The organism is Agromyces sp. Marseille-P2726, assembly GCF_902809835.1.
Lineage (GTDB): Bacteria > Actinomycetota > Actinomycetes > Actinomycetales > Microbacteriaceae > Agromyces.
Genome location: NZ_CADDWM010000004.1, coordinates 102,979 through 115,909 on the forward strand (window position 1 = coordinate 102,979; position 12,931 = coordinate 115,909).

The 12,931-nt window shown below is 69.4% G+C and carries 14 protein-coding genes; 8 read left to right on the plus strand and 6 right to left on the minus strand.

Annotation, left to right across the window (positions count from 1 at the left end; all coding sequences use genetic code 11):
- Window positions 1-6 precede the first annotated feature (6 nt).
- The 3 genes from HUS56_RS01570 to HUS56_RS01580 all read right to left on the minus strand — a co-directional run bounded on the left by HUS56_RS01570 (window position 7) and on the right by HUS56_RS01580 (window position 2,874).
- On the minus strand, window positions 7-1,002 hold the full coding sequence (locus HUS56_RS01570) for a cyclase family protein (protein ID WP_173921654.1): 996 nt from the start codon (window positions 1,000-1,002) through the stop codon (window positions 7-9).
- A complete protein-coding gene (locus HUS56_RS01575; protein ID WP_173921655.1) occupies window positions 999-2,003 on the minus strand; it encodes a fumarylacetoacetate hydrolase family protein in 1,005 nt (334 codons plus the stop codon). Before HUS56_RS01575 ends, HUS56_RS01570 begins: the two co-directional genes overlap by 4 nt.
- Before the next feature lie 100 nt (window positions 2,004-2,103).
- Window positions 2,104-2,874 carry an SDR family NAD(P)-dependent oxidoreductase gene (locus HUS56_RS01580; RefSeq protein WP_173921656.1) on the minus strand — a complete coding sequence of 257 codons (771 nt, stop codon included), beginning with the start codon at window positions 2,872-2,874 and terminating at the stop codon, window positions 2,104-2,106.
- Between the two features lie 155 nt (window positions 2,875-3,029).
- Between HUS56_RS01580 and HUS56_RS01585 the strand changes: the two genes are divergently transcribed.
- Together HUS56_RS01585 and HUS56_RS01590 are read left to right on the plus strand one after the other, a co-directional pair.
- Entirely contained in the window at window positions 3,030-3,827 is a 798-nt protein-coding gene (locus HUS56_RS01585) for an SDR family NAD(P)-dependent oxidoreductase (RefSeq protein ID WP_173921657.1), read from the plus strand.
- A 140-nt stretch (window positions 3,828-3,967) separates the two neighbouring features.
- Complete coding sequence (locus tag HUS56_RS01590) at window positions 3,968-4,990, plus strand: VOC family protein (protein WP_173921658.1); 1,023 nt, start codon at window positions 3,968-3,970, stop codon at window positions 4,988-4,990.
- A 73-nt stretch (window positions 4,991-5,063) separates the two neighbouring features.
- Here HUS56_RS01590 and HUS56_RS01595 read toward each other — a convergent pair whose 3' ends face one another.
- A complete protein-coding gene (locus HUS56_RS01595; protein WP_173921659.1) occupies window positions 5,064-5,441 on the minus strand; it encodes a cupin domain-containing protein in 378 nt (125 codons plus the stop codon).
- 156 nt (window positions 5,442-5,597) lie between these two features.
- On the opposite strand from HUS56_RS01595, the gene HUS56_RS01600 reads away from it, so the two are divergent.
- Window positions 5,598-5,939, plus strand: a complete 342-nt coding sequence (locus tag HUS56_RS01600; protein ID WP_173921660.1) for a helix-turn-helix transcriptional regulator — start codon at window positions 5,598-5,600, stop codon at window positions 5,937-5,939.
- The gene (locus HUS56_RS01605; RefSeq protein ID WP_173921661.1) at window positions 5,932-6,402 is read left to right on the plus strand and encodes an SRPBCC domain-containing protein; all 471 of its coding nucleotides are present in this window, start codon (window positions 5,932-5,934) and stop codon (window positions 6,400-6,402) included. The genes HUS56_RS01600 and HUS56_RS01605 overlap by 8 nt, the downstream gene beginning before the upstream one ends.
- A gap of 106 nt (window positions 6,403-6,508) precedes the next feature.
- Here HUS56_RS01605 and HUS56_RS01610 read toward each other — a convergent pair whose 3' ends face one another.
- The gene (locus HUS56_RS01610) at window positions 6,509-7,840 is read right to left on the minus strand and encodes an MFS transporter (protein ID WP_173921680.1); all 1,332 of its coding nucleotides are present in this window, start codon (window positions 7,838-7,840) and stop codon (window positions 6,509-6,511) included.
- Window positions 7,841-8,021: 181 nt separating this feature from the next.
- Here HUS56_RS01610 and HUS56_RS01615 point away from each other — a divergent pair, with 181 nt between their 5' ends.
- From HUS56_RS01615 to HUS56_RS01630, 4 genes are all read left to right on the plus strand, one after another.
- Complete coding sequence (locus HUS56_RS01615) at window positions 8,022-8,906, plus strand: ABC transporter ATP-binding protein (RefSeq protein ID WP_173921662.1); 885 nt, start codon at window positions 8,022-8,024, stop codon at window positions 8,904-8,906.
- Window positions 8,903-10,042 (plus strand): ABC transporter permease, encoded by a 1,140-nt coding sequence (locus HUS56_RS01620; RefSeq protein WP_173921663.1) that lies wholly within the window; start codon window positions 8,903-8,905, stop codon window positions 10,040-10,042. Before HUS56_RS01615 ends, HUS56_RS01620 begins: the two co-directional genes overlap by 4 nt.
- Before the next feature lie 252 nt (window positions 10,043-10,294).
- Entirely contained in the window at window positions 10,295-11,371 is a 1,077-nt protein-coding gene (locus HUS56_RS01625) for a low specificity L-threonine aldolase (protein ID WP_173921664.1), read from the plus strand.
- Between the two features lie 262 nt (window positions 11,372-11,633).
- Window positions 11,634-12,221, plus strand: a complete 588-nt coding sequence (locus tag HUS56_RS01630) for a nitroreductase family protein (protein WP_371808285.1) — start codon at window positions 11,634-11,636, stop codon at window positions 12,219-12,221.
- A gap of 41 nt (window positions 12,222-12,262) precedes the next feature.
- On the opposite strand, the gene HUS56_RS01635 is transcribed toward HUS56_RS01630, so the two are convergent.
- Window positions 12,263-12,796, minus strand: coding sequence for a flavodoxin domain-containing protein (locus tag HUS56_RS01635; RefSeq protein ID WP_173921666.1), 534 nt, complete (start codon window positions 12,794-12,796; stop codon window positions 12,263-12,265).
- Between the last annotated feature and the right edge of the window lie 135 nt (window positions 12,797-12,931).

Consider the following 12,931-nt stretch of genomic DNA (forward strand, 5'->3'; position numbering starts at 1 on the left):
TCGGGTCTACTTGAGTGCGATCGGGTTGACGGGGGAGCCAACGGCGCCGGTGATGGGCAGGGGCGGTGCGACGAGGAGGAACTCGTAGACACCATCGACGGCACAGTCGGCGGCGAGCGCCTCGAGATCCCACATCTCACCGATCGTGAGACCCATGTTCGGGATGACGACCTGATGCAGCGGCTGGAAGGCGTCGTCGAATTCGTTCGGTCGCACCTCGAAGCCCCACGTATCGGTCGCGATCGCCGCGATCTCGGTGCGGTGCAGCCAGCCGGCTGTGGTGAACGAGAGTCCGGCGCTCGGCCCCCCGGCATAGCCGTTCCAGCCCTCGCGGAGTGCTCGGGCGTAGCGGCCCGTGCGAACGAGCACGAGGTCTCCGCGGCCGACGTCGCTCGTCGCGCCCTGCGCCGCAATGCACGCCTCCAGGTCCTCGATCGTGATGGCATAGCCGTCGGGCAACTCGGCTCCCTCGGGCCGCAGGAACCGGCCAACGTCGAGCAGCACGCCCCTGCCGATGATGGCGGATGCCGCGTGCTCGATGCCCGTGACGAGGTCGCCCTCGCTCGTGACGACCGACCCGGCCGGTCGCCCGTTCCAGGCCATGCCCCGGTCGAAGATGTGGCCGAGGCCGTCCCACTGGGTGGAGCACTGCAGCGGCATGGCGATGACGTCGTCGGCCCCGCCGATGCCGTGAGGGAAGCCCTGGGTGCCGGCCGCGGCATCCGTGCCCGTGTCGAGCATGGTGTGCACCGGATTCGTGCGGCGGCGCCAGCCCTGTTGCGGGCCGTTCATGTCGAAGGGCTGCGAGAGCGAGAAGCTCGCCCCCCGGCGCACGAGGGTTGCGGCGCGGGCACGCTCGGCGTCGCCGATGAAGTTGAGCGTGCCGAGGCGGTCGTCGTCGCCCCAACGGCCCCAGTTGCGGTACGCCTCGGCGGCCTCGGCGACGTGGCGTGCGGGGTCGGTGCGGTCGAGCTCTGCAGGGTCTTCGGTCGGGGCGGTCACGATCCCGTCCCTGAGCTCGTCGAACGGTCGGCCACAGCGCGCACGGTCTGGGCGCCGAGGCCCTCGATCGCGCCGACCATCACGTCGCCGTCCCGGAGCATCCGTCCGTGGACGATGCCGTTGCCGGCCGGGCTTCCGGTGAGCAGCAGGTCTCCCGGAAGGAGTGGCATGTTCTGCGAGGCACCGGCGATGAGCGCCGGGAGGTCGAAGAGCAGGTCGGAGGTCGTGGCATCCTGCATCGTCTCACCGTTGAGGGTGAGCTCGAGGTGCAGGCCGCCCGGGTTCGCGACGAACGACGCCGGAACGAGGAACGGTCCGGTCGGCAGGAAGCCCGGCGCGTTCTTGCCCCGGTACCAGTCGGTGCCGATCTCCTTCATGTCCTCCCGGAAGACCAGGTCGCGCGTCGTGATGTCGTTCACGATCGTGTATCCGGCGACGTGCTCCATGGCGTGCTCGCGGTCGACACGGAACGCCTCGCGGCCGATGACGATGGCGAGCTCGAGCTCCCAGTCGTGCTGGTCGCTATAGGAGGGCAGCATCAGGTCGACGTCGTCGCCGACAACCGCGGCGGGCAGCCCGATGAAGAAGTACGGGATGCCCTCGCGCGCCCGGCGGTCCATCATGTCCGCCGCCCATTCGCGGAGCTCCTCGATCGGCCGCGGGTCGTTCTTCGCACGGCCTGCTGCCACGAGATCGATCACGTGCGTGCGGTAGTTCGCCCCGGTCTGCAGCACCTGACGAGGCGTGACCGGTGCCGTGAGGGTGACGTCAGCGAGCGGATGCCACGTGGCGTCCGCCTGCTCTGCAACCGTGTGGAGGCGATCCCACGACTCGGGCGCCTCGGCGAGGAACGCGTTGAGATCGGGTGCACGGAGCTCGTCGGGGCCGATCGGGCGAACCCGGTCGCCCGCGACGAGACCCAGCCGCGCGTCCGATCCGTCGCCCGTGCGGAAGCGGACGAGGGCGAACGGTGCGGCCAGGCCGTCGGACGACGATGTCACGTGAACTCCATTCGGGCGCGCGTCGTTGAGTGCGCACCACCCAGTCAAGCGCGTCGATCGGTATCAGTGAAGGCCAGATCGATGATGGACTCCATCAGTCCTATGGATGCCCAGAGCCCATGGATCGCGCGATGGGCAGGCCGCCGCCATGACCGGTGAGGCCGCCGTCGACGGCGATCTCGGTTCCCGTGACATACGAGGCCTCCGGCGACAGCAGGTGCACGATGACGCGTGCCACCTCATCGGGCTCGCCGGTACGACCGAGCAGGGTCGCGTCGAGGTTCACCTCGCGGAACGCCTCAGGGGCGCTGCGCGTCATGGCGGTCTCGATGAACCCGGGGCTCACGAGATTGACCCGTATGCCGCGGGACCCGAGCTCCATCGCGGCGGTCTTCGTGATGCCGCGAAGTGCCCACTTGCTCGCGCCGTAGGCGATGCCGTAGTGGGCCATGGTCCCCGCGGCGGACCCGACGTTCACGATGGCCCCGCCCTTGCGCATGAGTGGTGCCAGCGCCTGGATCCCGAGGGCCGGCCCGACCGAGTTGACCGCGAAGGCCTGCTCGAAGTCGTCGGCGGTGACGTCGTCGAGGTGTGCGCGTCGCGTGATGCCGGCGGCGTTGACGAGGCCGTCGATGAGGGTGGCGTCGGGGCCGGCGTGGGCGAGGCGCTGGCGGAACTGCAGCCAGGCAGCGGGGTCCGCGACATCGAGCATGACGTGCTCGATGCCATCCCGACTCGACGCGAGGTCATCCCAGGCGATGTCAGCGGCGATGACCCGGGCGTCGGCGGCCGCGAGTGCATCGACGGTGGCGGCGCCGATCCCCGACGCGGCGCCGGTCACCACGTAGCTCCGACGTTCGAGCGTGTGCATCGGTGCTCCCTTCCGTGCGAACGTCCCGGCCCTGCCGACGTCCCGGCTTCCCATCGTCGCGCAACCGAGTCTGCGTGATGCCACGCATCAGGAATGACGATGACCTGATCGAGCACGCGTCCCTACGCTGTCGGCAGGCGATCGAGGAGAAGCGGATGACACGGCACGACGACGCGCGCTCGGCCTTCGTGCCTGCCCACCTGTTCTCGTGCGCCGGGCAGGTCGCGATCGTCACTGGCGGTTCCTCGGGCATCGGTCTTGCGGCGGTCGAAGCGCTTGCCGCCGCCGGAGCTCGGGTGCTCTTGGTCGGCCTGGTCGAGAGTGATCCGGATGCCGCGGCGGCCACACTGCGCGAGCGCGGATTGACCGTCGCGGGGCTGGCTGCCGACGTGACGGAGACTGGCGCATCCGAGGCAATCGTCGGCGCCGCCGTCGACCGATGGGGACGCCTCGACACCGTCCTGGCCAACGCCGGCACCGCGCTCGACGAACCGGGCACGACGAGCATCGACGCGCTCGATCGCATGTTCGCCCTACACGTGAGGTCGGTGACGCAGCTCGCGAATGTCGCTCTGCCGGTGATCGCCGAAACCGGCGGCGGCGCATTCCTCGTCGTGTCGAGTCTCGCCGGCCTGCGCGGGAACCGAGTCCTCTCGGGGTACGGCATCACGAAGGCCGCAAATGCTCAGCTCGTGCGGAACCTCGCCGTGCAGTGGGGGGCGAGCGGCATCCGGGCGAATGCCATCTCCCCGGGCGTGATCGAGACCGACTTCGCCCGGCCGATCACCGACGACCCCGAGATCGGGACGATTCGACGCAGCCGCACGCCCCTGGGGCGGTTCGGCCGCCCGGAAGAGGTCGCCGGTGCGGTGGTCTGGCTCGCCTCAGCGGCCGGCGCATTCGTGACCGGACAGAACATCGTCATCGACGGCGGCACACTGATCGCAGATTGATTTGCATCAACGACATCGATTCGCACCATCATCACTTTCAGCTTCCCTGATGCTCACCGCTCACGCAGAGTGGATGCAGTGCCGCACCGGCACGCCCCATCCCCGCGGCCCGAGGCCGCCACCGTCACGAAGGATCGACGATGATCACCCTCCTCTCACACCTGTCCCACGTGGAGATCGCCGCGCCCGACGTCGAGGCCTCCGTCGCGTTCTATCAGGAACGACTCGGCCTCCGCGAGGTCGGTCGCGAAGGCGGCAAGGCGTACCTCCGCTCGTGGGGCGACTACACGCACCACAGCGTCGTGATCTCCGAGGGCCCTGAGCCGGCCCTCGTCGAGATCGGCTGGCGCACCACGAGTCCCGAGGCCCTCGAGGAGGCGGCACGCCGCGTCGAGGCGGCGGGCGTGACGGGCGAGTGGTCGGAATCGGGTCCGGGCCGCGGCCGCTCATACGTCTTCACCGGCCCCTGGGGACACACCATCCGCCTGGCGTGGGACGTCGAGCAGTACCACGCCACCGATGAGCACGCCTCGATCTTCCCCGATCGCCCCGAGAAGCGGTCCAGCGTCGCTGGTGCGCCGCGGTTCCTCGATCACGTCACGATCGCGGCATCCGACGTGAAGGCCTTCGCGAAGTGGCATCACGACGTCCTCGGCTTCCGCATCATGGCATACACCGAGCTCGACGAGGCGCCCGTCACGGTTTTCGCCGTCATCACGACGAATGAGAAGTCGCACGACCTCGGCGTCGTACTCGACAGCTCGTCGCGTCCCGGCCGCATCAACCACTACGCGTTCTGGATCGACACGCGCGAGGAGCTCCTCGTCGCGGCCGACGTCCTCATGGAGAACGGCGTGCACATCGAGTACGGTCCGTCGATCCACGGCATCGGCGAGCAGTCGTTCCTCTACTTCCGGGATCCGAGCGGGCTGCGCATCGAGGTGAACACGGGTGGCTACCGCAACTACGTGCCCGACTGGGACGCCAACACCTGGAAGCCTTCGACGGGCTCGAACAACCTCTACCGCAACGGCGCCATGCCGATGTCGATGACGGAATCGTTCCCGCCCGACGAGGGGCATCCGACGGCCACCGAGGAGGGCATCGTTCCCGGCACCGAGGAGGCGCTGCTCAACCCCTACGGCAAGCACGGCCAGGGCTGAGCACCGGGCGTATGCGAAGCGGGGCGTTCGACCAAGTGGTCGGGCGCCCGCTCTCGTGTCCGCCGCGCCCGGCTCACTCCTCGAGCTCGCGCAGCTCCGCCGTGCGCGCGCTCGGCGTGTCGCCCGTGTTCACCGTGCCCTGGGGCTCGATGAGCATGGCCGACACCTCGCCGTCGGCACGCGGACAGTGCTCCACACCGCGCGGCACCACGAAGACGTCGCCCGGCCCCAGCTCGACGTCGCCGCCGTCCGCGTCGCGCAGCTGGATCACGAGCCGGCCCGAGACCACGAGGAACAGCTCGTCGGTGTCGGGGTGCGTGTGCCAGGTGAACTCGCCCTGGGCCTTGAACAGCTTCACGTCGTAGTCGTTCACGCTCGCGAGGCGGCGCGGCGACCACGGCTCGGCGAACGAGTCGAGCGCCGCCTGGATGTTCCGTACCGGGTCTGCCATGTTCCGATCATTCCGGATGCGGCGGCTCGCCGAAACCGCGGGCCCGCCTTGCTCGTGCGGGAACTTCAACACCGGCACGGCATTTCCCGATCGAGGCTTGACGCCAGCCGCGCACAAGCCTAAAGTAAGCAAATGATTAATTAAGGAGTTGCTTACGTGGCCGGGCAGAACGATGAGCTCAGCGTCGTGTTCCAGGCGCTCGCCGATCCGACGCGGCGCGCGATCATCTCGCGCCTCCGCGGCGGGCCGACGACCGTCGGGGAGCTGGCAGAGCCGTTCGCGATGAGCCGACCCGCCATCTCGCAGCACCTGAAGGTGCTCGAGCGAGCCGGGCTCATCGAGCGCACCGCCGATGCCCAGTGGCGCCGGTGCACCCTGCGCACCGAGCCGCTCGACGAGGCATCCGCCTGGGTGGAACGCCACCGAGCCGAGTGGAACGAGCGCTTCGATCTGCTCGACGAGCACCTCCGCAGCATGAAGGAGAGAACCGATGAATGAGCACACCGCCACGAGCCAGCGCCAGTTCACCATCACGCGCGTGTTCGACGCGCCCCGCGACGCCGTGTGGGAGGCCTGGACGTCGGAGGGCGAGGCCTCCGCATGGTGGCATCCGCGCGGCATCGAGATCAAGCCGGGGAGCATCGCCTTCGACGTCCGAGTCGGGGGCCGATACGCATACACCATGGTGAATCCGGCCGACGGCCAGGAGTACCCGACGGTCGGCGTCTACCGCGAGCTCAGTCCACCCGAGCGGCTGGTCTTCACGTGGGCGTCGCCCGGCGATCCCGACGACGAGGCGCCGGTCATCACCGTCGACCTTCGCGAGCTGCCCGAGGGCCGCACCGAGATGCGGTTCCACCTGCTCGGTCACGCCGGACAGCCGGGTGACGACAACGTGTACGACGGGTGGGACTCCGCGTTCGACATGCTGGCCGAGCAGCTCGCGGGAGCCGTCAGCTGATGGTCCCTCGTCGAGTGTGCCCGATACGCCGCTCGCGCTCGCGTTGCGCCCCTCGGAGTCGGCGGATCGAGCACACTCGGCGCGAGCGCCGTTGAGCGGCCGCGCGCTACTCGACGACTGAGACCTCTTCCGCGGCGGGTGCCGGCGCGCCCTGCATGAACTGCTTCGACAGCAACCGGTACGACCGGGTGCGGAACGCGAGCAGGGCGAGCGCGACGAGCACCAGCCCGCTGAAGAAGAAGATCAGGGCGATACCGCGAGCGTCGCCCTCGCCGACGAGCCAACCCCACGTCGCCTCTCCGCTCGACGAATCCAGGTACGGGATGACCCAGAACTCGGCGATCGGCGCGATGAGGAATGCCGTGATGGGCGCCGCCGCGGCCTCGAACGCCTGCGCCAACCCGAAGACCCGCCCCTGACGGCGGAACGGCACCACCTTCTGGATGACGGTCTGCTCCGACGCCTCGACCGCGGGGATGAGCAGCATGTAGAGCCAGATGCCGCCCGCGTAGAGCAGCCACCACTCGCGGATCGTGAAGAGCGCTCCGAGCAGCCCCATGCCGACGACGACGAGCAGCATCGTGCGGATCGGATTGCTCCCGAGTCCCCACTTCGCGATCACGATGCCGCCGAGGATGAACCCCGTGGATGCGACCGCGAAGACGACACCCCAGGCCTCCACCGCGAAGAGCGTCAGACCGTACGGGTCCATGAGCGCGATGTAGACGCCACCGATCAGGTTGTTGAGGGTCGAAAAGAGGATGAGGGCGAAGAGCCCGGGCGCCGCCCGGACCGCGGCGATGCTGCCGCGGAGGTCGACCGCGGGCCGACCCCCGCCCTCGGCGACCGGCTGCTCCTCGGGGATGCGGATGAAGAGCAGGTGCACGAGTGCGACCAGGGTGGCCGCGATGGCGATCGCGAGCGTCAGGCCCATGCCGAGGAGCCCGATCGCGAGTCCGCTGAACACGCTCGTCACGATGAAGGCCAGGCCCTGTACGGTGCCGACCATGCCGTTCGCGTTCGCGTGCCGCTCCACCGGCACCAGGAGCGTGACCGTCGTCGAGAGTGCGATATTCTGCATGTGCTCGACGACCGACCCGAACAGGATCACTCCGGCGAACAGCCAGAACCACGGGCCTCCGAGGTCGACGAGCGCGGATTCGGGCTGGGTGAGGTACAGCACCCCTGCGGCGACGAACGCGGCGAACGTGACCACGGTGGCGAGCATCATCACCCGGTACTTCTTGTGCCGATCGACGATCGTGCCGAAGACGATGCCGAACGCGGCGATGAGCAGCATGTAGGCGCCGCCGATGACGCCGGTCGCGAGCACCGAGCGGGTCTCGAGGTACACCCAGAACGTCAGCGCGAACCAGAGGAAGCTCGTCGTGACGTTCGCGAGCATCGTGTTGACGAGCACGTGCACGAAGGTGCGCATGCCGCCTTCGGGCGGCGAAACGGTGGTCGCCCCTGGTCCTTCGGACCGGTTCTGCTCCTCGGTCACGCAGGCGACGATAACGAGGACCACCGACATCCGACACCGCTCATTCGGACGGCGGACGAGGAAAACCCGCCACGAGACGGATGCCGCCCCGCCGCGGCATCCGTAGCGTGACACCATGCTCGAACTCGACGGAATCACCAAGCGCTACGGCGAACGCGTCGCCCTCGACGGTGTCGGCTTCACCGTGGGCGACGGCCGCCTCACGGGATTCGTGGGCGGCAACGGCGCCGGCAAGACGACCACGATGCGCATCATCCTCGGCGTGCTCGCCGCCGACGCCGGCACCGTCACGCTCGACGGCTCGGCCGTGACTGAGCCCGACCGCCGCCGCTTCGGCTACATGCCCGAAGAGCGGGGCCTCTATCCGAAGATGCGCGTGCTCGAGCAGACCGTGTACCTCGCGCGGCTGCACGGGTGGTCGACCGCCGCCGCGAGGCGCAACGCGCTCGAGCTGCTCGAGCGGCTCGGGCTCGGCGAGCGCGTGAACGACACGATCGAGTCGCTCTCGCTCGGCAACCAGCAGCGCGCCCAGATCGCCGCGGCGCTCGTGCACCGGCCCGAGGTGCTCGTGCTCGACGAGCCGTTCTCGGGCCTCGACCCGATGGCCGTCGAGACGGTGCAGGGCGTGCTGGCGGAGTTCGCGGCATCCGGTGCCCCCGTGCTCTTCTCGTCGCACCAGCTCGACATCGTGGAACGCCTCTGCGACGACCTCGTGATCATCGCCGACGGACGCATCCGGGCCGCGGGCGAACGGGATGCGCTGCGCACGCAGCACGGGTCGGATCGATGGGAGCTGCTCATGTCGGGCGACGCCGGCTGGCTGCGCGAGGCCCCCGGAATCGAGGTCATCGAGTTCGACGGCGGCTGGGCGACCTTCGAGGCTGCATCGGATGCCGCGAGGCAGGCCGTGCTCGCCGAGGCGCTCGCGCGCGGCGAGGTCGTCAGCTTCACGCGCGAGCACACGACGCTCGCCCAGATCTTCAAGGAGGTCGTACGATGAGCGGTTCGAGCGGTTTCGAGACGCGTGCTTCGCGCGCTCCTCAGCCAGCAGAGCGGGGGACCCCGCGCTTCCTCGACAGCGTCGCCCTCATCGCCGGGCGCGAGATCACCATGCGGTTCCGCAGCAAGGCGTTCCTCTGGTCGACCGGCGTGCTCATGCTCGCCGTACTCGCCAGCGTCGTGCTCGGCAGCATCTTCGGCGGCCAGAACGAGCCGCCGAAGGTCGCCGTCGTCGCCGGTGCGTCGTCGGTCGTCGACGGGAACGAGGAACTCGACGGCGTGGCGGCATCCGACCGGGCGGAGGCGGAGCAGATGCTGCGCGACGGCGAGGTCGAGGCCGTGGTCGTGCCGGCGGCATCCGATCCCCTCGGCATCACCGTGATCGGGCTCGACTCGCCACCGACGGCGGTCGTGCGGGCACTGTCGGTTGCCCCCGGCGTCGAGGTGCTCGAGCCCGCCGCGACCGATCCCGGCCTGGCCTACCTCGTCGCATTCGGCTTCGGGATCGTGTTCTTCATGTCGGCCCTGACCTTCGGCACGACGATCGCCCAGTCGGTCGTCGAGGAGAAGCAGACCCGCGTCGTCGAGATCCTGCTGTCGACCGTCTCGGCCCGAGCACTGCTCACCGGAAAGGTGATCGGCAACAGCGTCATGGCCTTCGGGCAGATCATCGCGATCGCGGTGCTCGCGATCCTCGGGCTGCTGCTCACGGGTCAGCGGGTGCTGCTCGGCGGGCTCGGGGCATCCGTCGTCTGGTTCGTCGTGTTCTTCGCGATCGGCTTCGTGATGCTCGCTGCCCTCTTCGCGGCGACGTCGGCGATGGTGTCGCGTTCCGAGGACATCGGCTCGGTCACGACGCCCGTGACGATGCTCGTGATGATCCCGTACTTCCTCGTGATCTTCTTCAACGACAACCCGGTCGTGCTCGTGATCATGAGCTACGTGCCGTTCTCGGCGCCGGTCGGGATGCCGATGCGGGTCTTCCTCGGCACCGCCGCCTGGTGGGAGCCGATCCTGTCGCTCGTCATCCTCGTGGCGACCGCGGCGGCCGCGGTGCTCGTCGGCGAGCGCATCTACCGCAACTCGCTGCTGAAGACCGGCCCGCGCGTGCGTCTTCAGGAGGCGCTGCACGGGTGAGGCACAGCTGATCGAGTGGCGCCGCCGCCCGGTGATCGAGTAGCGACGCGTCTCGGTGGTCGAGTAGCGACGCCGCAGGCGACGCGTATCGAGATCCTCCCCTCGGGTCTCGATACGCGTCCGGCTGCGCCGGGCGCTACTCGACCACCGGGCCCGGCTGCGCCGGGCGCTACTCGACCACCGGGCCCGGCTGCGCCGGGCGCTACTCGACCACCGCGGCCCAGCTGGGCCGCGCAATGGCAGGATGGTCCGGTGACCGATCAGCTCCACGACACCGCCGTTCGCGGCTTCGCCTCCGACAACTACTCCGGCGTTCACCCTGAGGTGCTTGCCGCGATCACCACCGCCAACGGCGGCCACCAGGTCGCCTACGGCGAGGATGTCTACACCGAGCGGTTGCAGCAGGTGTTCGCGCACCACTTCGGCGAGGGTGTCGAGGTGTTCCCGGTGTTCAACGGCACGGGCGCGAACGTGACGGGCCTGCAGTCGATGCTGCCCCGCTGGGGAGCGGTCATCAGCGCGTCGACGGCGCACATCAACTCCGACGAGGGCGGCGCACCCGAACGCGTGGCCGGTATCAAGCTCCTCACCGTGCAGACGGCCGACGGCAAGCTCACGCCCGAGCTCATCGACCGCGAGGCATGGGGCTGGGGCGACGAGCACCGGGCGCAGCCGCTCGTGGTCTCGATCACGCAGACCTCCGAGTTGGGCACCGCGTACTCGGTCGACGAGATCCGCGCGATCGCCGACCACGTGCACGAGCGGGGCATGAAGCTGCACGTCGACGGCGCCCGGCTCGCCAACGCAGCGGCGTCGCTCGACCTGCCGCTGCGCGCCTTCACGCGCGATGCCGGCGTCGACGTGCTGAGCTTCGGGGGCACCAAGAACGGCGCGCTCGGCGCCGAGGCGATCGTGGTGCTGAACCCCGAGGCATCCGAGGGCCTGAAGTACCTGCGCAAGCTCAACATGCAGCTCGCCTCGAAGATGCGGTTCGTGTCGGCGCAGCTCATCGCGTTGCTCGAGGGCGACCTGTGGCTGCGCAGCGCGTCGCACGCGAACGCCATGGCGCGGCGACTCCGCGATGCGCTCGACGCCGGCATCGCCGCCGGCGAGCTGCCCGGACTGGGGTTCACGCAGGCGACCCAGTCGAACGGCGTCTTTGCGATCCTGCCGCTCGGGGTCGCCGACCGCCTGCGCGCCCGAGGGTTCCGGTTCTACGACTGGGATGCCGCACGCGGCGAGGTGCGCTGGATGTGCTCGTTCGACACGAGCGAGGCCGACATCGACTCGTTCGTGGCGGGGATCCGCGACGAGCTGGCGCGCCCGTAGGGCGGACCGGAATCCGCGAGGAGCTTTCGCCCCAGAGGGCGAGATGCTTCGGCGGGACCTTCCGTCTGAAGAAGTCGGTGCCGGAGTGCCGGAGTGCCCGAGTGCCGGGCCGACTCGGAGGGAACGATCGAGCCCGGCACGGCCTCGCGCTGCGATGACCGGTGCCCTGCGGCATCCGGAATACCCTCAGGTTCCATGCGTTGTAATGGAGCGGGCGACGCTGCCCGGACCACCCCTTCCCACGAAAGCGGCGCCCTTGACCATCGTCACCGACCTCAGCTCACGCCGAGCCGACACCACGGCTCCGCTCATCACGCAACTCGTCGAGCGCTGGAGTCCGCGCGCCTACGATCCGGCCGCTGAGGTTTCGACCGAGGTGCTCCGCACCCTGCTCGAGGCTGCGCGCTGGGCGCCGTCGGCAAGCAACTCGCAGCCGTGGCGCTTCATTGTCGCCCGACGGGGCACCGCGGCGTTCACCACGGTGCACGATGCGCTCAGGGGCCACAACCAGACATGGGCCGACTCGGCCGCCGTGCTCATCGTGAACATCGCCGAGTCCGCCGACGCCGAGGGCCGCCCGCGCCCCTGGGCACGCTACGACCTCGGGCAGGCGGTGGCGCACCTCACCGTGCAGGCGCAGCACGAGGGCCTGCACACCCACCAGATGGGCGGGTTCGACGCCGCGAAGATCGCCGCGGCCTTCGAACTGCCCGAGACCCTCGAGGTGGTCTCGATCATCGCGATCGGCGTGCTCGGCAACGCCGACTCGCTCCCGGAGGCCCTCCGCGAGCGCGAGGTCGCGCCGCGACGCCGGAAGCCGCTCGACGAGCTCGTCATCGCCGCCGAGTAAGCGGCAGGTCGGCGGCTGGCGGCTTCCGTCGGAGCCTGCCGTCAGGTGCGAGCCGCCACGAGGTCATCGGCGACGGAGTTCGCCCACCCTTCGATGACGTCCCACTCGCGGAAGTCGCCCTCCGGCAGCAGGTCGCGCACCACCGGCATCCACGTGATGATCCGGTCGCCACCGCGGATCTTGTCGTGGTGATACGCGCCGAAGAACACCTGGGTGCCGCGTGGGTGGAGCAACTCCGCGTACTCGCCGAACTGCTTCGGCTCGGCCCCCTTCAGCACGTCCTTGCCGTCCTTGTCGACCTTCTCCGTGCCGACCGGCCCGCTGCTGAACAGCCAGACCGGTCTCGCGGCGAGCACGTCGGCGTTCTGCTCGACGAACTTCCTGGCATCCTTCCGCCAGCTGCCCTCGTAGACGGCCGCGCCGATGACATAGGCGTCGTAGCCCGATGCCTCGGGCGAGTCCGCGCAGTTGACGATGTCGACATCCAGCCCGCGCTGACGCAGGGCCTCACCGATGCGCTGCGCGATCCCCTCGGTGGCGCCGTACTTGCTCGCGTAGGCCACCAGTACTTTCATCGGTCTCACCCCTCCCCGGTGCGGTGCGTACGACGCACCGCTCCCATGGCACGCACGGTAAGCCGCCGGCGCCGGATCCGTTGGGGCGAAGGTCCTGACGTCAGCGATGGCGTACGCGCGCCCAGGGTTCAGGGG